The organism is Enterobacter sp. N5-15, from assembly GCF_057221635.1.
The window spans coordinates 3370161-3391826 of record NZ_CM170150.1; the positions used below are offsets into that span (position 1 = coordinate 3370161).

20 protein-coding genes are annotated in these 21666 nt (G+C 48.4%); all 20 read right to left on the bottom strand.

The window, feature by feature from the left end; genetic code table 11:
* Positions 1–91 precede the first annotated feature (91 nt).
* The 20 genes from AC2TE5_RS15950 to AC2TE5_RS16045 all read right to left on the bottom strand — a co-directional run bounded on the left by AC2TE5_RS15950 (position 92) and on the right by AC2TE5_RS16045 (position 21660).
* On the bottom strand, positions 92–1096 hold the full coding sequence (locus AC2TE5_RS15950) for a P2 family phage major capsid protein (protein ID WP_039263257.1): 1005 nt from the start codon (positions 1094–1096) through the stop codon (positions 92–94).
* Positions 1097–1110: 14 nt separating this feature from the next.
* Positions 1111–1974: a hypothetical protein gene (locus tag AC2TE5_RS15955; protein WP_484611982.1), complete on the bottom strand. Its 864-nt coding sequence runs from the start codon at positions 1972–1974 to the stop codon at positions 1111–1113.
* An 11-nt stretch (positions 1975–1985) separates the two neighbouring features.
* On the bottom strand, positions 1986–2216 hold the full coding sequence (locus AC2TE5_RS15960) for a helix-turn-helix transcriptional regulator (RefSeq protein ID WP_071884875.1): 231 nt from the start codon (positions 2214–2216) through the stop codon (positions 1986–1988).
* Positions 2217–2728: 512 nt separating this feature from the next.
* On the bottom strand, positions 2729–4075 hold the full coding sequence (locus AC2TE5_RS15965) for a VasL domain-containing protein (RefSeq protein ID WP_484611983.1): 1347 nt from the start codon (positions 4073–4075) through the stop codon (positions 2729–2731).
* Positions 4076–4119: 44 nt separating this feature from the next.
* Positions 4120–5364, bottom strand: a complete 1245-nt coding sequence (locus AC2TE5_RS15970) for a GIY-YIG nuclease family protein (protein ID WP_484611984.1) — start codon at positions 5362–5364, stop codon at positions 4120–4122.
* An 80-nt stretch (positions 5365–5444) separates the two neighbouring features.
* Complete coding sequence (locus tag AC2TE5_RS15975) at positions 5445–5843, bottom strand: YdcA family protein (protein WP_484611985.1); 399 nt, start codon at positions 5841–5843, stop codon at positions 5445–5447.
* A gap of 65 nt (positions 5844–5908) precedes the next feature.
* On the bottom strand, positions 5909–6379 hold the full coding sequence (locus tag AC2TE5_RS15980; protein WP_484611986.1) for a hypothetical protein: 471 nt from the start codon (positions 6377–6379) through the stop codon (positions 5909–5911).
* Between the two features lie 14 nt (positions 6380–6393).
* Positions 6394–6849 (bottom strand): type VI secretion system baseplate subunit TssE, encoded by a 456-nt coding sequence (gene tssE / locus AC2TE5_RS15985; protein ID WP_311391993.1) that lies wholly within the window; start codon positions 6847–6849, stop codon positions 6394–6396.
* Positions 6849–7394: a type VI secretion system lipoprotein TssJ gene (tssJ, locus tag AC2TE5_RS15990; protein ID WP_484611987.1), complete on the bottom strand. Its 546-nt coding sequence runs from the start codon at positions 7392–7394 to the stop codon at positions 6849–6851. The genes tssE and tssJ overlap by 1 nt, the downstream gene beginning before the upstream one ends.
* Entirely contained in the window at positions 7372–8457 is a 1086-nt protein-coding gene (gene tssG / locus AC2TE5_RS15995; protein ID WP_484611988.1) for a type VI secretion system baseplate subunit TssG, read from the bottom strand. The genes tssJ and tssG overlap by 23 nt, the downstream gene beginning before the upstream one ends.
* Positions 8421–10175, bottom strand: a complete 1755-nt coding sequence (tssF, locus tag AC2TE5_RS16000) for a type VI secretion system baseplate subunit TssF (protein WP_484611989.1) — start codon at positions 10173–10175, stop codon at positions 8421–8423. The genes tssG and tssF overlap by 37 nt, the downstream gene beginning before the upstream one ends.
* Before the next feature lie 497 nt (positions 10176–10672).
* Positions 10673–11110, bottom strand: a complete 438-nt coding sequence (locus AC2TE5_RS16005; RefSeq protein WP_484611990.1) for a DUF1240 domain-containing protein — start codon at positions 11108–11110, stop codon at positions 10673–10675.
* Positions 11111–11113: 3 nt separating this feature from the next.
* Positions 11114–12379 (bottom strand): PAAR domain-containing protein, encoded by a 1266-nt coding sequence (locus AC2TE5_RS16010; protein WP_484611991.1) that lies wholly within the window; start codon positions 12377–12379, stop codon positions 11114–11116.
* Between the two features lie 33 nt (positions 12380–12412).
* Positions 12413–14011, bottom strand: a complete 1599-nt coding sequence (gene tssA / locus AC2TE5_RS16015) for a type VI secretion system protein TssA (RefSeq protein WP_484611992.1) — start codon at positions 14009–14011, stop codon at positions 12413–12415.
* Complete coding sequence (locus AC2TE5_RS16020) at positions 14011–17478, bottom strand: ImcF-related family protein (protein ID WP_484611993.1); 3468 nt, start codon at positions 17476–17478, stop codon at positions 14011–14013. Before AC2TE5_RS16020 ends, tssA begins: the two co-directional genes overlap by 1 nt.
* Positions 17475–18683, bottom strand: a complete 1209-nt coding sequence (locus AC2TE5_RS16025; protein ID WP_484611994.1) for a hypothetical protein — start codon at positions 18681–18683, stop codon at positions 17475–17477. Before AC2TE5_RS16025 ends, AC2TE5_RS16020 begins: the two co-directional genes overlap by 4 nt.
* Positions 18684–18715: 32 nt before the next feature.
* Positions 18716–19462, bottom strand: coding sequence for a hypothetical protein (locus AC2TE5_RS16030; RefSeq protein ID WP_484611995.1), 747 nt, complete (start codon positions 19460–19462; stop codon positions 18716–18718).
* A gap of 231 nt (positions 19463–19693) precedes the next feature.
* On the bottom strand, positions 19694–19936 hold the full coding sequence (locus tag AC2TE5_RS16035) for a hypothetical protein (protein WP_484611996.1): 243 nt from the start codon (positions 19934–19936) through the stop codon (positions 19694–19696).
* A 316-nt stretch (positions 19937–20252) separates the two neighbouring features.
* Positions 20253–20546: a hypothetical protein gene (locus AC2TE5_RS16040; protein WP_484611997.1), complete on the bottom strand. Its 294-nt coding sequence runs from the start codon at positions 20544–20546 to the stop codon at positions 20253–20255.
* 523 nt (positions 20547–21069) lie between these two features.
* On the bottom strand, positions 21070–21660 hold the full coding sequence (locus tag AC2TE5_RS16045) for a hypothetical protein (RefSeq protein WP_484611998.1): 591 nt from the start codon (positions 21658–21660) through the stop codon (positions 21070–21072).
* Between the last annotated feature and the right edge of the window lie 6 nt (positions 21661–21666).

Genomic DNA, 21666 nt, shown 5'->3' on the forward strand with positions numbered 1-21666 from the left:
TTCTTAAACCTCAGACCGAAGTTTCGGTTTTTCATTATCCTGTTGCTGTGCATAAGACCCGCTTTTAGCGGGTCTTTTTGTTTCTATAGTCTCAGTCAGAAAAAGTCACCGCACTCTCATCAACAGCCGCATAAAGCTCCGGTTCACCCAGCGCATACCCTTCATTACGAAGATAAGAATTAACGTATTCACTTTTCTCATCATCAAACTCAGCCCGGAATGATCGGGTTCGGGACTGGGTATAGATGTGCAGATTATCCAGCGTAGTGACCGCAAGACGTTTTCCCGGCATGAACGGCGGGATAAAAGCAAACCGTCCAGCAACCGAACTGACTGCCATTTGTGCAGCATCCACATCAGCCGGGCGATCAGCTGCGTTGAAGAGCTTAAGACGCTGTTTAGCAGCAAGCTCGGCACCCACGAGAACCACCAGACGCGGATCTTCCCGATAAGGCTCTGCAATCAACTCAGTGATGAGGTGATTAGCGAGCAGATCGAGGTTTTTCCATTCCCCGGTATCTCCAAGGGTTAGAGGGGTGCTTAGAACCTGCTGACCATCTCGATAGTCTTTTGCCAGCGCATGCCAACCGATATTTACATCCTCACCTTTTTTATTGATCTCAGGATCAGTCGTATCGGCAATAGACTCGCCATTAAAACCAACCCGCAACATATCAAGTGCATAAGCCTGACTAAAAAACGCACTGACCGATTTATCAAATTCGCCCTGAGCACCTGTATGATAAATATGTGACATATCTAAATAGCTGATTCGTGCACACGTGTCAGTTTCGGACAGAAAAAATTCAGTGCCATTTATCGCTAACATCTTACTGAATCTGCCACCATGAACTCGTCCTGTATGTAACTCGCTGGCTCCAATATTAATGGCATTACCTGAAACAGCATTAACGTCACGCAAAGTGATATTATTGATTAACCAACCAGACTCAAGAATTGAGCTTCGCAAAATATTTTCCGTTGGTTTACTTAATGCAAATCTTCTGTTTGAAGATTCCTGGTAATTTGTACCAGATACGAATTTACTATGATAACGGCGTGCAGCGTCCGGCCTTTCGGCTTTGAATGCGTACATGATTTATCCTTTTATTATTTACGAAATATTTTTTTCTTGTGTTCAGAGAGCTGATTAAATTTCACAGCATGTTCTGCATACTCTCGATCGCTTACTACGGAGCGAAGTATGGCATTTTCAGCGCGGTAGTACTCCCGATAGGCCATAGTTCGACTTATCCCACCTCTTTCCAGTTCGTAACGGTCATTTGGGTATGCACAACATTTAAGAATGTGCTCAACAGCATTATCCAGTGCGCATAGAGCATCCAAGATAAATCTCACATCCCGAACTAAAGTCGCATCGTTTAAAACGTTAATAAACTCATCGGGAGAAGTTAACGGTCTGGAAAACGAGTTAATATATTTTTTACTAACGTTCCCCCCGATATGTTCAGCCTCTTCAAGTAACAAACTTCCGAATCCTCTGAAGAGACTTACCCGCGTTTGCTGCTCTTTCTGCCGTAAAAATGCAGAATGGTACTGTCGTTCATAAGCATCACGCGCCCCTTTCACGGCATTTTTGTTTTTTACTTCAGAAACTGTTCTGGAGTTAACATTCAACCCTGCATTTTTTAATGCGTACTCGGCAGTTTTAACCTCTCTTTGTCGGAAGGATAACTCTTCTTCTTCACGGTGACATAGCACCTCAAATCGGCTCAATAGGAGATTAGTTTCTTCGGTAGTCGCCTCTGTATCAGGGATCATTAGACCAGTTAAAGAACATAGTTTCTGTCCTTTAATGCGAAGTTTATTCAAAAAATAAATCTCAACGATTCTTGCGATACATGCAGCATCACTATATCCATCTTTGAATATACTTACCTGATATGCTTCTAATAGTGATGTGCTTTCATTCTTGATTGAGAGTATTTTATTAGCATTCCTTGGGTTAATCATTTTAATACCTCTTATGAGCAATTATCTTTCCTGTTCTGAATATTTTTCTCTATCCAATCATTAATCTCGGCTTCGACCCATGCTACAGATCGAGCACCGATAGACACCTGTCTAGGAAAGTCTTTGCTTTTCATTTTTAAATAAATAGTTGACTTTGGAAGCCCCGTTAAATCAATTACATCCGACATCCGTAAAAGTCTTAATTTTTTATAGGATGGTTCACTGTTAAGCATAAAACTCATAATTACCCCACTCATTAATTACTATTTCTTCTTTATTGGTCTCGATTGGATATTTATATACTTACACAGATGAATTTATTCGTAAAGTTAGCCCCATGACAATTCATTCAAAATTATTGAATAATAATAAGTGGTGAATAATATTGAGGAGTACTGAATGTTAACGAGCGACAACCATTGAAAACGGTTGTTAACTACTGACAATCATCAAATTTGACGAATGAATTTGTAACATTTTGTAAAGTGGAGGCTGGAGGCTGGAGGCTGGAGGCTGGAGGCTGGAGGCTGGAGGCTGGAGGCTGGAGGCTGGAGGCTGGAGGCTGGAGGCTGGAGGCTGGAGGCGTTGCAGAATGCCTCCATCTCGGATGAAAACACAAGCATTTATTGATGTGTATAATTAGGTGTATAACTTTATAGAATATAAATTAAATTAATAATATATTTCAACAACATACACACCAGGTTCTATTTATGCAGGGGACACTTTGACCTCCATGCTTTTTCCAGCACATTCACCTATCCGCGGCCAGAATTGAAGAATCCTGTTTTATTAGAACATACCGTGCTGCCAGTTGTTTAAGATGCAGCTCCAGCTGGGTCTTTTCTGCTTCAGGAAGCTCATTTCCGGCAGGATACTGCGACAGGCGTCTGAGCTGCTCTTCAGCCGGTATCGCATGGTTAAATGACTGTATCGTCGAAAAAACCACGGATTTAAGCTCGCTCACCGTTATATATTTTCCTTTTTGCTCATCCAGACTACTCAGCCGATTACTCAGCTGCTGAAGCTTCACCATCCCCTGATACCAGCTGTTCATTGCGTCCAGAGGCAAGGCTGTCGCGTTAAATTTTTGCTGCCACAGCATTGTGAGCGTTTTAGCCTCCTCCGGCCGCAATGTCTGGAGTTGTGCTAACAGCTGAAGGCTGTAGGAGATATTCCAGTCAGGAGGCAGTTTATCCAGTCGGGCAAGCTGCTGCTGCGTTTCGGAGATAAACGTGGGCGGTAAAGCTCCTCGCTGCGTTAACGCGTCTTGCTGAACAGGCGTGAGCGCTTCCGGTAACGGTGCCAGAGAGGCGACAACCTGAGCCGTTAATGGATCGGGTCTGGAGAGAAAGCCACCTCCCCACGCCAAGGCGGTGCAAACCACCAGCGCAGAAAACGCTCCAGCGACAAAGGGTTTCCATGGTCTGGCAGATCCGGGAGCCGTCATACGGTCCTCACTATTCGGCTCAGTTTCCTGCTGCGCAACATAGACCCATTTTACCTCTTCGATCGGCTCTGCCCTATCCGGAGGGGTTTCACTGCCGGGACTGCTCTCGTTCAAATCTCTTACGCCATTACTGTTTTCCAGCCTTGCTGCGCTTGAATGTACCAGCGTTCGTAACGTATCGAACTGGCTAAGATGTTTGAGCTCGAGACGCTGGAGCACCGTCCCCAGGCTGGTAAGCTGTTCTTCCGCGCTATAAAGCTCGCTAAGATTACCGTTGTTCACTGGAAGCATACGCACGAGCTGCTGCAGGCGCAGGCTCAGACTGCTCAGGATTTCCATACGAACCTGCAACGCCTGCGGCCAGAGAACATCCCACTGCCGACTAATCAGCGCCTCCAGGATTGCCAGCCCTTCATTCATGCCCGCTAATCGAGACAGATGTGTACGGGCAAGGGTATACCAGGCTGCTGTCTGCAATTCAACGCCGTTTTGCTCGAATAAAGAAAGACAGCATTTTTCCACGTATAGCCAGCTCACATCCGGACGTGCGGGATGGCTTAACTTACTCAGTTCATTACGCAGGGATGTATATTCCGGAAGCGTGCGCGGGTCGCCGCCGGTTTTTATTTTGCGTGAGGTGATGTCATTCATGACCAGATATCCCTTTGATATGAGGAACTATGGCGAATTATCGTTTATGCAGCTTCGTTTTCTGCATATTCGAGACTTTGCAGATACTGCAAAGCCACTGGGTCAGCAATATATTCAACCTGACCATGGTGACGTTCTACCTCATCGATAATTCTGCTGAGCTCGACACGGAAAAACTCCTTACGCAGGTTAATTCTGTTGATCCGGTAGCTTTCCAGATGATCATGAAGTGTCTTTTCAAGTGCGGGGGCGTCATCGCAGGAAATCATGGCGTGAACGTCAAAATCAAAAGGCACGGCAGCACCACTCAATTCTTTCACTCGCTCCATAGGCTCCAGGCGTCGGGTCATACCGATTTTGAAGACGTTCTCACCGAAGGAACCGATATTCGAAATCACATACACATGTCCCTGCTTTGTAAGCTGAGCCATGGATTTGGCGCGTTCATACCGCTGATGCACGTCCTGCATTTTCTGCTCCAGCTCAAGACGCTGTCTTTCCAGCTCTTCCCTGTGAGCGCCTTCAGCGGCGAGCAGAGCTTCCTCCAGTAAACGCTGCTGCTCCGCAAGGCGTTGCTCCTCCTCTTCCGCTTCGCGCTGCTGCCTGTCCAGTTCGTCCTGACGCTGTTTTTCTTCCCGCATCTGACGCTTGAGCTCTGCCTGAAACTCTTTTTCTTCCTGCGCTTTTTCCAGCAGGGCAACCTTATCCAGAAACTGCTGTTTTACGCCATCCCAGTCGGAGCTGTCTTCAAGTTCCAGAAAGGTGATTTTCTCGCTGATTGCAGCGTAAGCGTCTCTCTCCTTCCTGAGCTGGTCATACTTGCTTTGCCAGTTATTCACCGTGGTGCCGGAAAGCAGGGTTTTGACTTTGAATTTATACGCAGAATCCACAATACGCTGCAGTGCACGGGAGGCTCTATCTCTGGCATTGAGAAAGTCATCCCACTGACCGGAAAGCTGTTTCTTCTCCTGATACAGGCCGCGAGCCACTTCAGTGCTGACGGTTTCTTCAAAGGCTTTCTCTTTCTGAATGAGGTACGACATAGCCTGCTCAAGCTCCGCGGTTTTCTTCTGGAAGCCCCGGTAAATGAAAACCCGTATTATCAGCGCAACAGCTATCAGTAAACCAAAGAACAGACCGATTATTCCGACCGGATTCGATACTGATTCAATAAATCGCTCATTAAGATTAATTAATGCTCTTACCGCGACATAAACACCCCAGATAATTACGCCAATAATAACCAGAATAATTCCCGCAGCATTGTTATCCTTTTTTCTTCGTGCCATTTTTAATTTCCTTTCTTTTTGCAATCCAGTTCATTCAATCCGCATAGTGGAAAAGGAACCTCTTACCTCTTCCACAAGGATTAATACTGATTCCCTGAACAAATCGGTAAATGGGTGAAACCAGGCTTGTTTGCCATATAAAGAGGAGCGCATGTGGGCTGACGGGGTTGCGTATTGACTGGCTCTTCACTTTCTATCAGGTATTGCTGCTCCTGCTTTTTCGGGGTTTTCACCTTTTTAGCCCGTGTTTTACTTGTAGGAGCGGAAAAATTTTCCTGCTGGTGAGTTACGGCGTTCCCGTAGCCGGAACAGAATCGCTTCGACTGGCTAAAGCTGCCGTCGTTACAGACAAAACGACCATCCGTGGTGCAATGTGCAATCCCTCCTTTTGAACCTGAACAGGGCTGTCTTCCTCGTGCGGCCTCAGCCTGCAAGGTAAAAAGGACACAGAACATAAGAAAGAGGCGTAGTTTTTTCATTATTGCTTCCATGAACATTTCTCGGGTCAATTCGCAATGACTAATAAAGAGAATGAATATTAACGCTATGGCAACAGCGCTAAAATCAGACCGAAAAAAATACCTTCATCAAATAGTTGCCCTGATTGAGATGACATTTCAGGAGGAGCATAAGTCCAGTTACTCACACACCCCACCCGCATGAACAGACGTCCTTGAGAAATCACGCTTTCCCTCGAGCAGAAAGTCACCTCGACACAACCAGCTACGCCCTGCCCATAAAGAAAGAGCGGCATAAAGTTGACCGCCCGGTTGTCATAACGCAGAACGATACCGGAAATCTCGAAAGCCCCTCCCTCCACCAGCAGGTCCGGGACTGATGTCGTCAGTGTCTCTACATTCAGTCCGGTACCTGTCAGCCACTCATCCATCTGCGTCTGAAGCTGATCCATTCGCAGGCGAAACTCTGCTATATCAGCCTGACTCTTACTGCCAGGAGAAGCTGGAACGGATTGCCGTGCCTGAAGCTTCTTCAGGAACTGTGATTTTACTGACATGGTGTTATCTGACCTTATATACGGGTTGTTGTGTCGAGATACTGCTGTTGTCTGAGATGCCGCAACAGGACCCGTCCTTCGGGCATAAACTCAGTGCCGTACCGCACCAGGCCAATCCCTTTGAGTTCGGCGTCAATGGCATAGCGCAGCTCGCCGGGTACGTTCTGCTCCAGCAGAACAACGTCTATCTTTTTCAGGCGCGGCTCATATTTAAGCAGGACGGCAGATAATGTGCCCATAAGTTCATGGGCCGTTCCCGGCATGCCCTGCAGGATTTTCGTCATATCGGGCAGCCCATAATCAGGCAGATGTGCCAGCGTGCCGGCGCGACAGTTGAGAACGCGCTGCATGTTGTCCAGCACCGAAAGGATGACCTGGTTTTCCTCACTGACCTGATTAAGGTCGAGACCACCGGTAAAATTTCCGGTTAGCATTTCATACAGCGAAGGCGTGTTGTGTCCCTGGGGCATCAGTCGTCCTTAAACGGTTGCAGCGTAAGATGGTTCTCGCCAGCTTCCAGAATGCGCGGTTTATCCGGTTCCAGATCGCTGCGCTTGATAACCTGCTTCCAGGTGTCGTTGGTCATGTCCGGATGGCGGAACAGCCCTACTACCGCGACAAACTGCGCCTCTTCTTCCATCGGCATATCAAGGCTCGCATCACCGCCCGGCTTCACCACGACATTACGACTGGCCAGCATATCGTCTTTCAGAATGCTGGCATCATCCTGAAGCAACTGCTGATAAACCGTCTTATCAAAAGTTTTACGGTCTTTGAGCTGGTAAACCCGAAGCACGACAGGCTCTGACAGCGAGTTATTTTCGCGAGAGTCGGTGTTCAGCGCTTCACGGGCGGTAAAATCCAGATGCAGGATTTTAATCTTTTTATAGAACACAGAATTAAACGCCGATTTGGTACCGTCGGTGACGCTTTGCGTCACTCCGCAACCTGTCAGAGTGAGCGCTATTAGAGGTATCAACCAGCGCATGGTCTTAGTTAAACTTGTACGTAACACGTCGGTTTCCTTGTTGTGGTTTTGCGGGCTCCAGCCCGCTGTAATATCCCAGCTCTGTCGTAAAGGTTGCAGGCATGTCATCAGGATGGCTATCACCTTCCGCGCCCAGCACGCCGTTCATTCCCAGCCAGAAAGGATTTTCACCCAGCGGGGGTACGGCCAGCAGTCGAACCGACGTCGTCAGGGTCATTCTGGCCTTAAACCGCCAGCCCAGATAAACCCGCAGCATCACCAGAAAGTCCTGGTACAACTGGCCATCCGGCTTCCAGCCCTGCGCTTCCTGTTCGTTGTCCGTCGCGAGAGCAATCAGCAATTGGCTGCCGGCATCCATCGCTTCGTCACCCAGCGGCGTATTGCCATCAAGCAGAAAATCTTCGTCACCGTAAAATCCCAGCGGCCTGTCGATCTCTACAGGCCGGAGACAGTACGGACGCACCTGCACCGTCGTATAAGGGGCCAGCAGGCTCACCAGTGCCTGCATCCCTTCCTGAGTTTTGCCCGGCTGCTGCAGAACCCCCAGCAGAGCCAGAAAGCGCGACACTGGCGTGGCAATATGATTTGCCGTGCCCGGTATCCCAAGACCAACCAGACCCAATAACGACTGTGAAATGCTGTCCGTTCCGCCCGGCTCAAACGTGGCGGGATAAGAGTATTTACGCCAGACGCGGTAAAACTGGGTCAGGATGCGATGACTGAAAATATCCAGAAAGCCCTGCAGCGCCTCATGCCCTTCCCGGCGCTGGGTGATGTCATTGAGATATGCCGTCGGTAAGGGTGAATCGACACCGTACAGGCCCATAAAGGTGGTGCGAATAACAGCGGGCTTGCTGTCATCCTCTTCGTCATATTCGACAGCCTTCAGTTCGCTGGCCGGGAACCCCATCCCAGGATGCGGCGCAAAGCGTACCGGATCATCAGAGGGATGGCTGGTCGATCCCATCAGCGGCCTTCCTAGATTGCGTTTCTCCAGCAGCTGACATAACCGATAGAAGTTAATGCGGTGAAGGTCGGCTTCAAGCCTCGGTGTCAGCCGGGAATGCGGCGATTGTGCTTCTCTTCCCATTCCAGGCGTTCTCCGGTTGGTTGCAGAATAATAATCAGGCGATTGAACAGATAGATGTCGGTGTAGAGCGCAAAGAAACGGCTCAGCATCTCGCCGAACAGGCAGATGTCGCCGCGTCCGGCAAAGCCGTGGCTGTCCAGCGTTACTTCAATCTGCACGCCGCGCACCAGGTAACCCTGCTCAAATCGCTCGGTTTCACTGTGCTTCACGTCGATGATGGCTTCCAGACGACGGCGGTTCATTTCGCTATCCGTCCATTCATACAGCGCAAGGGTACCGCGCAGCACATCGGCGTTATCCATCATCGACAGGAACCCGCTGCCGAGATGGCTCAGCACGCGCCAGTGGAAACGGTCCTGCGCCGGTGGATAACAGGGAAGCGTTGGCGCACACAGGTTGCGCACGGTGATACTGGCTGACGTGGTTTTCATTACCGTATCGAGCACGGTACTTTGCAACGCTCGTCGCGGCAGTTGGCCGTTGGTACCCGTGAGCGTCAGCGACAGGCTTTCATCTTCAGGGACGGTGTGGTTATCAAACGCTTCGCTACCCAGGATAAGCCACGTATTGTGCAGCCCTGACGGACCGCGGCGCACGCGGGTGTGGTAGTAATATTCCGGGGCTTCATGGCGCATCATTCCGCCTTTGTGGCGGAAGCTTGAGAACGGCACGTAGGTATGCTGGCTCGATGACATCACCGAATCGACCGCGTATATCTCGGTATGGCCATCCTGCACGCGCATCGGGCGCAGCATGTACTCGGTTTGCAGCGAGTTGAGCGTCAGCGGATCAGATTCCAGCGGGAACAGGTTAATTACCGGCACGCAGTTCAGGCGCAGATGCTTTTCGGTAAAGCTGAAATCATGCTCCCAGCGTTCTGCCAGCACCACGTCGATTTCAAACCATGGGAGCTCAGCCGGAAAGGCCATAGTCTCAAGCCCACGTAGCCCCGTGAACATGAATTTCTCACGGAAGGTGAAGTACTCCAGCAGCAGCTGATAGCCGCTAAAGCTGCTGCTGCCCTTCGGCCACAGGTCATCGTCATCGCCAAATCCCAGCGCGGCGAAGTACCCGTCGAGCGGTCTTCTGTCCACGTCACCCGGCATTCGCAGCCAAAGGCGCGTCGTGTTCATGGTAAAGGCTTCATGCATGGCGCAGGCCAGCGGTGCATCAGCGTTGAAGTAGAGCGGGATCTGGCTGAGATCGACACGGCTCCAGTCGGCCAGGTGGCTGCAGTTAAAGCGCAGGCTGATGACCGAACGTCCGTCAGGATCAGTCGACAGGTGGGCGTGCTCCAGCGACAGCGGCTGAAGGGTGATCTCTTTAGTTGTGGTGTACCGGCAGCGTGTGCCCTTTTCACCAATAGGCCGAGAATTCACCTCAAAGCCTTTGACGATGCGCATCTGCTCTTTCATCTCACGCCAGTCAGGGGTGAACTCAACCACCGACATCGAGGGAATGGTGCGCAGGTAATGCGGCCACAGCAGGCTGACCAGCCCTTCGGTCAGTTCCGGTAGGTCGTCATCAAGCTTCTCCCGAAGGCGCCCCATCAGGAAGGCAAAGCCCTCGAAAAGCCGCTCCACGTACGGATCGCGTGCGCCCGCTTTATCGAGGTTGAGCATTGCCGCCTGCTCGGGGTGAGCACGGGCAAACTCTTCGCCAGCTTCCAGCAGGTATCGCATTTCAGCGTCGTAATAACGCAGGGTTAAATCGTCCATAATAGTTTCTGTTTAGTTAATTACTGCGTGATGAGCGATTAAGGGAATTTCAAAAACCTACAGGCGACTTCAAATAAAATGGTCGCTCATCAATATGGTTTTTAGGAGAATATTTCTTTTACATAACAAGTGGCTGTGCCTGGCATCCAGCCCGATGGAATATCATTGCAGCGTACTTAACCTCTGCTAATCAACTCGTTGGGATAGAGGATGAAGTACAACAGACCCAGTATTACAATAGCAATGCAACCCCATTTTAAATAAACGACATAGTAATCCTTCTTCTTGAAGGAAAACTCTTTTCCCATGAAGAGAACCAGAATAAAATAGGCCGGTAGGAATAGCATCACGAAAGGCAACGCAACCAAAGCAACGGTTAACCATGAAAAAAAACTTCATCACCAAAGCTGGATTATTCTTTAAACATTCCTTTTCCAAGGTAAAAGCTTAGAGTACACGACCCAATAATGATCTCTATAGTGAAAAATGCACGAATTCTATCTTTCATGCTGCCTACCCGAACTGAAGCATAATTTTTTATCGACCACATACTTGCTGGCCGTTCCGGGTGTCCATCCTGATGGCACTCCTGAGCAAAGAATGTAATCTTTGCTTTTAAGTGCTGACAAATAGCCAAACGAAATAGCACATGACAAAGCAAAAGCAAACACACACATGCACTTGAAATGCGGCATAATTTTATTTATTTTTTTAAGTGCGTATTCTTGCTCATATCGGAGCGAAAGGTAAAACCAGTATAACGGAAACGCAAATATCATTGGTATTGATATAAGACTTAATGACATCCACGAAAAAATAATTTCATCATGAAATTTGAGTAAATCAAAGACTTCACTCAACCAAAAATAAAACGACAGTATAGAAACAACCAACAATATAAGAATTGAAAAAAAAGCATTTATTTTTTTCGTCATATGTTAGTACATCCTCTTGGTAATATCGTTAATTGAGCTTCTCAAAAACCCTCTAATTTCTGACTCTATAATTTGCTTGCCTTTAATTAGCATTTGCTCTGCAAGCATAGCACCTAAGTCCCAAAAACCATCTTCCATTTCCCTGGCTTTTTCAGCAAATTCTTGTTGAGCCGCATCAATGTACTCAACTACTTTGTCTGTCACACCAAACTTCTGGTCCAGCTTATTTAAACCCCAGGCAGCAAAAAACCCAACGCCAATGACTATTACAAGGTTAAATGCAATCAACGGGGTTACTACGACACTTCCAACAACAAATGTGACTACTGATACAATGCCGACTTTCATTACATCAGTAGCCAGAGCCCCTATGAATTCAGCTAAAGATCTCTCATCATTTAAAATGAAATCAAGAGTCCTGTAAGCGGCTGCAACATAAAATGTCAGCCGTGCTCCTTCAACAACAGATTTTGCAAACCCATATTTACCAATTCCCAAATCAACAATCTTTGGATTTTTAGCCGCAAACACAGGTGCATTTAATATCTTCCTTACACCAGGATAACCACTTATTTTTATGAGTTCTGTACCGTTGCGGTTTACATATGTTGTTGCTTTTATGCTGAAGCTTCCCAATTGGTTGATCAACATAGATGCAGTCACAACATCCTTGATATTTGTTCCATAATTCACAACTATTTGTCCGGGGGTACTTTCTGTTATTGCTACCCATCCGTGTTTCCATGCCCCCCACGAGGACAATATTTCGAAAGCTTCTGGAAGAGTGAGCAGCATCACATCCTGATTACTTTGCCTTAGCATAGCCCTCAAATTACCATCAGGAAAATCATGAGTATTCCGTAAAACTGGATAATCAGATACAAATCCAGTTGGCTTTTGCTTACCGGTCAGATAACTCGGCAATTCTGGCGAAGTTTGCACAGAAGCTGCAAATCCTGCTGCTGGTTCTGCAGTGGAAGCTCCACTACTCTTCTCGTATGTATCATCCATCATCGACGGAATAAACTTTGCCTTACAGGGGCAGGTACTGTAGCTGTCGAGGGTGCCAGCCATACGCCTGCCATGGATGGTGTCGTTATCAATGCCGCCGGCTATCCTGTAAAGTCCGGCATGTTTACCGCAGGTCACACTGTCCTGCTCCCGGGCTACAGGTTTATCAAACAACGTGTGATCCTCTGCGCCCGTGGTGATCCTCCCGCCGCAGGTCGTTTTATCGCCCTGCACCAGGTAAAAGCCTTCTGCTGCCATATTTTTCCCTTTAGATGAATTCAGTCCAGGTTATCAGCAAAGCACTGCACTGCTGGCTGGATCGAGCGCAATCAGACCGGACAGAAGCAAATCCATCTCAGGCTGAAGCCGTGATTTATCGGTTTCACTGCGTGTGGCTTTCATGCGCAGCAACCGGAGGCGGCGCGATTTGACTTCAAACAACAGCGCTGGCGTCCACTGCGTGAGGGTGATTGATTGAGCTGCACCGTCAAGTTCACCCAGCAGATGCAGGGCCAGTTCATTTTTACCCTTCAGTTCCGCCACGCGTGCCATCAGCAGGCGCAGCAACCATTTGTCTTTCGTGGAGTCCGTCCTCGGACGTGTCTGAAGCCAGTGGAGTGCGGCATCCAGGCCATCCGAATCCGCTTTCTCGAGCGCTTCCGGCTCAAGGGCCAGAATATCGTTGCCCATCTCACTGACAGCACTGACCGGCTCATCACGCCAGTTGGACATATCGTCCAGCACACTTTGATTTATCCAGTTGAGCGTGACCTCATCAGCAAACGGCGTTCCGTCATTAAAGGTCAGGGTTTCAAGTCCGGTGAGGCGTCGCAGCAGCCCTCTCAGGTCGGCGATGATGATGTCGGCCAGCACATCCTGACCCAATCTAACCAGAGCCTGGTGGATATACCACTGCAAATCCAGCCAGAGGTGATTAGCACCACGTGAGAAGGTGCTGTCCGCCTGTTCCAGTATCTCCAGCCAGCTCTGCTGCAGATATAATCGTTTGAGCATGGCCCTTTGATCAGCCCGCGGCGGTTCAATGCGCGTTTTCCCCTCGGCATCCGGTGCAGGGATCGCTGTCAGCGTGTCGTGACGCAGGCTTTTCATCAGACGGTGTGCGGGAAGCCATCCATCGGGTTGTTCACGCAAATACCCCGCCAGAGTACGGGCCTGACTCAACAAATCCTGACCAGACGTGATGCGGCTCAGGACTGGCGCGTCATGCTCTGTCGTGTGTGCAGAGGTCTGTGACTGAGGGGTGTTGCTGGCGTTCTGTGGAACCAAAGCATCCACGCCACCAGCCTTCATCAGGCGGGATTCCAGTGCGCTGAAGAGCGCATTCAAATCCGGCCGCGACGCTTCTGGCTCAGCCTCAAGACTGCTGCGGATGAGCAACAGCGCACCGACTGTACGCATAGCATCGTCGCGTACCACTTCAGGCCACAGGGACAGACTATCAAGCAGACGAGAGCCTGCGAGCCACTCCAGCGCCGGTTTACGGCTTCGTTCCCGCTGCGGATGAAGCTGCACTCCGTAGCGCTGCAGTAATCCCGCCAGCAGTTCAAGCCCTTCGCCAAAGCCAGCCTCACCGTCCTGGTGCAGACGGGCCCAGCAATAATAGGTCGCAATACGGATATCTTTGGCGGTAGTGGTCAGCAGTTTTTCGGCAAGCGTACAAATCAACCCGGTATCGATGCCCGAGAGTTTATTAACCTCCTCTCTGATACGCTGAAAATCATCGTCATATCCCGGTTCCTCCCCAGCAGGGCTGGTATCGCTGACAGGAGCAAGCCAGGGATGCCAGCGTTCCGTTCGCGCCTGCGCCTGCTGCCGCAGCTCAATTTCATCCGCCTGACAGGCGGCAATCAGATTCTGCAAAGTGCTCATTATTCGATTCCATCCATGTCACTGATTTCCGTATTGGCCATCAGCGCCTGAGCCGTGGCCGCGCTGTCAACGCTGAAAATCTGATCCGGTAGCGTGAAGCCGCGCAGTTCCAGTAATGCCAGTGGCCCTCTCCCCAACTGTGAACGCAGTACCCACTGCAGGATACGACCATCCGGGGCGGTGTAACTCACCATCCACTGACTGCGGTCAAGCTGCTGGCGCTTGCCCTGATCCAGCCAGCGAATAAAGCCCCAGGTCCCGCGGTAGTCCCCGAAAAGACGCGCACCTGCATTAACCGAGGTCCATGTCAGCATCGTCCCTGGTTTATAAGTGTCTCCCGGCCAGCGGAAGGATTGCCAGTCAGCCATCTGGTTAAAGTAGTGCAGCTTTTGTCCATCAATGGTCAGTTGAGTTTCTACAACCTGCGATGCCGGGCGTGCCTGCAGCTCGAAGCTGATGCCCTGACTGCCATCGGTAAACAGAATGTCTGAAAGTTCGCTCAGCTGGTTAATGGCCCGCAGGAAAGCCGGGTTAAAGCTCAGCCCCTGGCTGTTGACCTTATCCGGTACCCACTGGCTGCCTTCTTTGTGAAGCACCCCACTGAGTTCTGTGGTCAGGAATCGATCTATGCGACCACTGTCTTTACGGATGAACTCTGCCAGCATCGGCAAGGAGGCGTCACTCTTGCTCGCTGCGAACGGGAAGCGCCCTTCAAATGCGGTGCGCCAGTTCGCCACCACGGAGCGGGTCCATTTGTCATTCAGGCTCGCCGCCGACGGCTGGAGCACGGTCTCCCAGGCCTGAGTCAGCGGCTGCACAAACATGGTGCTGCCAAAACCACTCCACTCTTCACCAAGGCTTGCCGAAATCAGACTGCCATATTGCTGGGTGTCGGTCAGGTCAACGCTTTTTCCTTGAAATACGGTCTGCGCCAGGGTTTGCATCATCTCCTGCGGATCTGAGGCGCTGGCCACCTGCTGCAGGCGAAGACGCACGCGAGTGATACGGGTCAGATAGGTCTGCAGACTCAGAGAGTTATCAGCCGACATGACGTTGCTGCCCGTATTTTTACCCAGGAGCTGAAGCAGCGGACCGAAAGTTTCATCCAGCGGCCCCTGTAGACCTGTCCCCGACTGGTCAATTGCGGGTTTGTCTTTTCCACCAACCAGATCTTTTGCCGATTTGATAATGGAGTCCGAAAGGCCTTCGCTTTGTTGGCCGGTCTGTCCCTGCCAGGCGAGGGTGTTCATCAGGGCAATCAGTGGAGATTGGCGGACATCACTCATTAGCGTCAACTGGTCGGTCACATCGGCAATATTGTTCGCAGGATTCCAGCGCAGACTGTTAAGGAAGTTCAGCCAGCTGCCGGCAAAGTCAGTGAAGTAACGCTCAGTCAGGCGTGCTTTGAGCGCTTCAGGCGACATATCCGCCGATACGGCTTTACGGGAATCGCTCAGCACCCAGTCAATTTCATCCCGTCGCGAGTTTGCGGCCTTTTCGATAGCCTGCTGAATGCCCCCTTCCCAGGCCTGGCGAGTGAACATGCCCGACACCACTTCATCGGTGGTGAACAGTCGCCGCGCATCGGTACCGCTGGTGATGTCTTCGAGGGACACATCGGCATAGTTACGGCGCACCGATTTGAGCATGTTCTCATACCGCGTGCTTTCTGCATTGCGGCGGCCAATCTGCTGCAACAGCACCTGGCGGCTCTGGCTAACCAGCTGTGCATCCGGTGTGATTTTCCACTGTGGCTGCTTTGGCAGTTCAGAGATATAGAAGGTCCATAAATCCGGTGACAGGCTTTGCCATAAGCCGGTGGAGATCCCCATACGCGTTGGCTGCACGGTTTTCATAGCTTGTGCATAAAACGCGCCGTCGACTTTATCCGGACGAGCCATCATCAGCCAGGCTTTAAGCTGGTCATAACCCGGTTTCGCCAGCTGAGCACGCTGGTCGCTGTTTGGCGCTGAGTTGATCAGGGCGGTAAGCTTTTGCGCCAGGGCAGCATTTGCCGGGTCGCGTATTAGCCGGTCATTCGCCACGCCGTACCAGGGCAGCATTGCGTTGAGCAACTGCTGATTATGATCAAGCCCAAAGCGCTGATACCAGGGCGTGCCATCCTGAATATTGTGCAGCAGGCGGCCGGCGTCATTTCGCAGTTCATGCAGTGCCGTCAGTTGATAGTCGGATACGGAAGGATGCTCGACCAGGGCATGAGCCTGCTCAGCGACGGAGACAATGTGCTGGCGATTCACCGCAAATGACAGCAGCGTCCCTGCCCCCCAGACACCAATGATGGCCATCAATGTCCATGCAAGCGTCTGCTCCCAGGCCATACCGACGCGGCGGCCACGTATTCGGGTGCAGTCTTCAATAATACTCTGCCAGGTTGCTGGCAGGGTCAACGCGTGACGCTGAGATTCGGGGACATACTTCTCAGCGCTGGCTGTTCTCTCAGAAGTATGAATAGGTTGACTGTCCGGCAGGCTGAACATCAGACCTCGCAGCGGAACACGCTGCTGGGAGGCAGCCAACCATGGAACCAGTTGTTGATTCCAGCGGACAAGACCGCCGTCTTGGAGATGCTGGCTCAGGCGCAGCAGGAAGTCGTGGTCATTGTTCTCAATGACCTGACTCACACCCTGCGTCCGCAATGCAGGCAGCATCAGTTCAAGCTGACGGGTAATATCATCTGCAATGGCACGCAGCGGGAAAATGGCCCCTACCGCCTGTTCAGTGCGTTTCTCCTGCGGCCATTTGCTGTCACACAGCTTCCACAGCCAGACCGGCGCGGAATAACGCAGCAGATCGCTGATTTTTTCCAGTCCACGTAAATCGCTATCGCTAATCTGAGGGGTGAGGTTAAGCGACTGCGGTATGACGCGAATTATTCCGTCCAGAGGACGACCGCGACGCAGTTTACGCAGCGCGGCGTATTTCTCCTTATCCGGTTCAGCAGTCAGACTGCCACCGTTAATCAGAACGGTACGGTTACCTTCAAGCCACTGGTTTTCCTGCAGGCCAGGTACCAGCTGTTCGATTGCCGCCTCATCCCCTGTGATTAACAACAGACGGGTTTTACGACGCCAGTATAGGCCAACACGGGAGCGAAGATGTCCCCGAATCTTGTTACACATTGCCACTGCAGGGTGAACAGGCGCTTTTTCACTTTCCCGTTTCTTTTTCTCATCATCACCGTTGGTGTTGTCGACAAGCGCATTAAACTCTTGCTTACCGGCACTGCGTACCGCTGCCAGGAGAACTAAGGATACGATAAGGGCACAGCCTGAAATACATCCGCCGGCGATAAGCCAGTAAATTTGCTGCTGACTTCCGTCTTCAATCCCGGCTATATCCGGATGCTTCCAGACCATGAACGTCATAACGGCTAACAGAAAAAAGAAAATCAATGCGACAGCAAGATAGCGGCCTTCCGTAGTCTTCGGTGCTAAAGGTAGCTTCACGGATCCATCTCCTGTCGGGAAGCAATCGGGGTAATGAGCGTGCTCCACAGCACATTCTGTGTGGTATCACCGCAGATAATCATCTGTGGTAACTGAGTTTGTCGGGCGATTTCTGTGGCGGCAGCGATAGCCAGCCAGGGGGCCGCGGCACCGGCATGTCCCATAGATGTATCGAGCGAAATGACGGCTTCGTCCTCTACAGACTGCGCAGGGTGCGCATTCTGGCACTCAATAACTTCTGCACGCTGCTCACCTGTCAGCCCGGCAAGCCATAAATTTTTCACGATGTTTTCTTTGAGCGGGACGTTATAGGCGGCCATGTTCATCCCCTCCCTCAGCTCACCGGTTGTAGCAGCATCTGGCCGGTGCAGCAGCGCGAGAGGTTCGAGTGCCTCCTGGGTCAGGCGGTTGCCAAGAAGCAAAGCAACGGCTGTTTCAGCAGTATTATTTGAAACAGCCGGATCAATCTGGAGACCAACAATCAATAACATCGCATCATCTTTAATGCGGTGATCCAGCCAGTGGTTGACTACCCCCGGCCCATTGCTGTCTGTGTACTCAAGTGCGCAGGTTATGCCACTCTCCTGCCAGGCTTCCTGCCAGATATTTCTGATAGCAGGGAGTGGCAGAGATGACGAGACATCGAGGATGACAACAAGCGAAACGTTCTCAGGAAACTGGTGAACTGGAAGATCGGCAATAAGCTCAGAGAACAAACGTGAGATAACCATTCCAGGAGTATCTTCTGGTTCTGCCGTAATACGGCTCAGCCTCCTGCTTTTTTCGCCTTTCCAGTCCGACTGCGAAATGATAATGCTGTGATTATTGAGCATATCATCAGCGACAGAACGCTGTTGGTCTTCCTGATGGGCTGTAATAAATGTCGTATTCAACACCTGAAGCGCACGACGAGCCCTACGGGTCTCACTCAAGATCCATTGCTCCCGACGCCGGTCAAAACCATTCGCTTTACTGTCCTGTAAAGACCAGGCCCACATGCGAATAGTGAAACACACAATCCACGCAACTAATGGTGTGCCAATGGCCAACATCCAGAAGTGACTGTTATCGATGTATCGTCCGAATATCCGCATAAGAAGCACGCTGATGACCAGCATCGCAACCAATACGGCAAGCCAACGGGATATTTTAGGTGGAACTTGCCGGGGATAACATTCAGGAGGATGTTTCAGTGAATACGGCATTTATACTCTCATACTTCAAAATTTCTAAAAAACTAACTAAAATAGAAAGATCGTTTGGTTCTCTCAGGGCATCTATCAAAGAGCACCTTATCTTTTTTATAATCTCTATTTTTAATCTCAATAAATGCAACATCACCATTTTGATCATAAAGAACATGAAGACCTTCCTCGACATAATTCCCTTTTACATAAGCATAATTAACCTCTTCACTAAGACGGCCTTTTTCAATACCTGATTCATAGTATCTTCGGCATTTCATAGTCTTACCATCAAGCGAGCACACTCCAAATTTAGCAAATGTGAAGCCATACTTTTCAAATGTATAAATAGTGGTTACATCTCCTTTATAGAAGAAAAATTTATTTTCTAAACGTGGTGTATTATCATAACCCAAGTATAATTTATTGCCTTTATCACTATCTATATTTCCTGGAGGTATACCTTGACCAGTTCTATCAATTTCTGAAACATAAGTTCTACCTATTTCTTTCTGCCTTGAACACACTTTCTCATTTACAAATTCAATTTTTGTTATCCCACGAATGTATTCTTTACTCTCAGATTTATAAGACATACATGCACATGAATATTTTTTCGAAATTAACCGCTGGTCTTTCTTTTTCGTTTCAAATTCTTTGACACCACTCTTATCGTAAAATAAAAATGTATCACCTCCCGAGTTGATCAGTACTCCACATGATTTTTTCAACTTGCTTGCTGAATAAGTTGGCAAAGAAATAATCAAGAACGAAAGTAAGATTAATTTTTTAAAATTCATACCCCTCCCTATGGAGACTATTAAAAACACTTCAACTCAGACAGTTATGGATTGTAAGTGCTAGTTAATCAATCAGGAAATTGTTCAAATATTTATGTTATACATTGGCTTTTTTCAGATAATAGAAAGAGAATAATATAATAAGGATTAACGATAATAGTTAAAACCTTATACTAACTTCTTGATAGCACAATCACCACTATCTTTTCCAATACATTGCCAATATTAATATCAAGGGTATCTATTAAATTCCCACGAGCGATTTTTATTGCAAGTTTCAAAGTTATTATCATCTGTAGAATCAAATTCCGACCCAACTGACTTCAAATTTCCATTTGTAAGATTAAAAAACAAACCCTGATTGGTTGCGATATAAGCGACATCCTTTCCTTTTAAAAAATCAACGCTAAAAACACCTTCGCTTACACTCTTTTCAATCTTTTTATATCTGTTATCCAAATCAACAAGAATCACATTTGTATCCTGGGGATTGCCCTCATTAATTATTTTCGGCTTACACCAGAGAATTATTTTATCACCGCTACATTTAACACTATAGCCATTGATAACAGTATCAAACTTAAGAGTCTTTGTATGATTGTTAATGTCAACGGTTATTGAGTCAGTTCCATTTAATGTAACACCTGATGCATATGCATTAAACGAAATAAAAAAACTGCAATTGTTGAAATAATAAGATTCATTTGTTAGTCCATCAAAATATGAGAGATTCTAGCTGTTTCTTTCCATCGGCGTTCTTCGTCAGTATACGCGCCATTAATAGCTTTGGTTACAACCTTAGAGTGTTCATGTGAACATCCAACTCCACAATTTTTGCATTTATTGGACGAAAACCAGCGGTGCGAGCACCGGCAATCCAGTACCAAGCACCAGCGTCAATACAGTTGTATGGGGAAATGGATAGAAGCTGTGGGTCATCAATGGCAGGAGCTTTGCTCAAATTAACAGGTCTCCACCATCCATTTATAAATCCTTTGTAGTTCATAGGGTATTTTTCTAAGTCAATCCATCCCCTATAACCCCAGTATTTACTGTAGTTTTCGCGGCCTGTAAGCTGTTTCATCCCCCGGCCTCTAAATTTCGGACCATCTCCAGGCTCAATATTTCCAAGTCGTCCATTAAGATAATCAAGATAGCCTCCAGGCGGAGGGTTATAGTACCCATTTATCTCAGAAACAAAACTTGAATGGGTAGTCCTTCGCGATTAAAAACAAATGGGTATGCGTTCCCTTTACCTAACTTCTGGAAAATATAATAAGGAGGGAAACCGGTGTCAGGTGCATCAATTTGATATACTTGTGATAGACCGTAAGGTTCTCCATCCTTGATGGTATAGCTTTTAACTGCCGATAATACATCTACATCATTCGCAGACGCACCCAATGAAAAAATTAATGGCACTAACAAAACCCGACAGTAAAATTGTATTATTCATAATTAACCGCCATCTCACTTGCACTGCCTGGTGTAATCAACAGTGATTTTTACAGTACTACGACCTTTTTGTACTTCAACTGTTTTTTTTGGTATATGTTATTACAGCATCATTAGCTTTTAGGTGTTTTATCATCAACAAACCCAAAACTTTACCAATTTATATTCATTGTCTCAAAAAGTGATTCAACTTCATCTATAAAAAAGATCTTATTCTTCTGAGTGTATTTTATTGGAGTAGAGCTATACACTGCAGCATAGTTATCTTGTGAGTAAAAATATATATCCCTGACGATGCTGATTGGTTTGTTGTTTTCATCCTCGAAGATAATATCAGATACAACCACCCCCCCGTTATCCTTTGGAGTGAATTTTATTTTCACAATCGGATTCAATGCTTCAATATACTTATCACTCCCACCCTGTTTCACAATATCATGAATTGTGTTCTTTAATTCATCCTTATCATATCCATACGTTTTAGTTGATTCATCCCATGTCAGATAGCTTGCTCCGCCAGTTGGGTTTGCCTCTGATGTAAGGATGAATGTATCTTTTATTCCTTTGTATTGAATTGGAACGGGCTTATCACGACATTCGGAATCAGAAGACGCTTGCATAATAGCAGAATAATTAAAGCCTCCAGTGTCAAACGTTATCGTCTTACAATAATCAATATTTTTTGCATAAGTACTTGCAACGACTCCCATTGCAAGAATGGCAGCCATGATTTTAATTTTCATATATGC

What these genes read in the sequence shown, in the direction of transcription:
- AC2TE5_RS15975 (WP_484611985.1), bottom strand. Translation starts at nt 5,843, where the DNA reads ATGAAAAAACTACGCCTCTTTCTTATGTTCTGTGTCCTTTTTACCTTG.
- AC2TE5_RS16045 (WP_484611998.1), bottom strand. Translation starts at nt 21,660, where the DNA reads ATGAAAATTAAAATCATGGCTGCCATTCTTGCAATGGGAGTCGTTGCA.
- AC2TE5_RS15950 (WP_039263257.1), bottom strand. Translation starts at nt 1,096, where the DNA reads ATGTACGCATTCAAAGCCGAAAGGCCGGACGCTGCACGCCGTTATCAT.
- AC2TE5_RS16025 (WP_484611994.1), bottom strand. Translation starts at nt 18,683, where the DNA reads ATGCCGTATTCACTGAAACATCCTCCTGAATGTTATCCCCGGCAAGTT.
- tssE (WP_311391993.1), bottom strand. Translation starts at nt 6,849, where the DNA reads ATGCCCCAGGGACACAACACGCCTTCGCTGTATGAAATGCTAACCGGA.
- AC2TE5_RS16040 (WP_484611997.1), bottom strand. Translation starts at nt 20,546, where the DNA reads ATGAAACAGCTTACAGGCCGCGAAAACTACAGTAAATACTGGGGTTAT.
- AC2TE5_RS15955 (WP_484611982.1), bottom strand. Translation starts at nt 1,974, where the DNA reads ATGATTAACCCAAGGAATGCTAATAAAATACTCTCAATCAAGAATGAA.
- AC2TE5_RS15960 (WP_071884875.1), bottom strand. Translation starts at nt 2,216, where the DNA reads ATGAGTTTTATGCTTAACAGTGAACCATCCTATAAAAAATTAAGACTT.
- AC2TE5_RS16030 (WP_484611995.1), bottom strand. Translation starts at nt 19,462, where the DNA reads ATGAATTTTAAAAAATTAATCTTACTTTCGTTCTTGATTATTTCTTTG.
- AC2TE5_RS15965 (WP_484611983.1), bottom strand. Translation starts at nt 4,075, where the DNA reads ATGAATGACATCACCTCACGCAAAATAAAAACCGGCGGCGACCCGCGC.
- AC2TE5_RS16005 (WP_484611990.1), bottom strand. Translation starts at nt 11,110, where the DNA reads ATGACGAAAAAAATAAATGCTTTTTTTTCAATTCTTATATTGTTGGTT.
- tssF (WP_484611989.1), bottom strand. Translation starts at nt 10,175, where the DNA reads ATGGACGATTTAACCCTGCGTTATTACGACGCTGAAATGCGATACCTG.
- tssG (WP_484611988.1), bottom strand. Translation starts at nt 8,457, where the DNA reads ATGGGAAGAGAAGCACAATCGCCGCATTCCCGGCTGACACCGAGGCTT.
- AC2TE5_RS15980 (WP_484611986.1), bottom strand. Translation starts at nt 6,379, where the DNA reads ATGTCAGTAAAATCACAGTTCCTGAAGAAGCTTCAGGCACGGCAATCC.
- AC2TE5_RS15970 (WP_484611984.1), bottom strand. Translation starts at nt 5,364, where the DNA reads ATGGCACGAAGAAAAAAGGATAACAATGCTGCGGGAATTATTCTGGTT.
- AC2TE5_RS16010 (WP_484611991.1), bottom strand. Translation starts at nt 12,379, where the DNA reads ATGGCAGCAGAAGGCTTTTACCTGGTGCAGGGCGATAAAACGACCTGC.
- tssA (WP_484611992.1), bottom strand. Translation starts at nt 14,011, where the DNA reads ATGAGCACTTTGCAGAATCTGATTGCCGCCTGTCAGGCGGATGAAATT.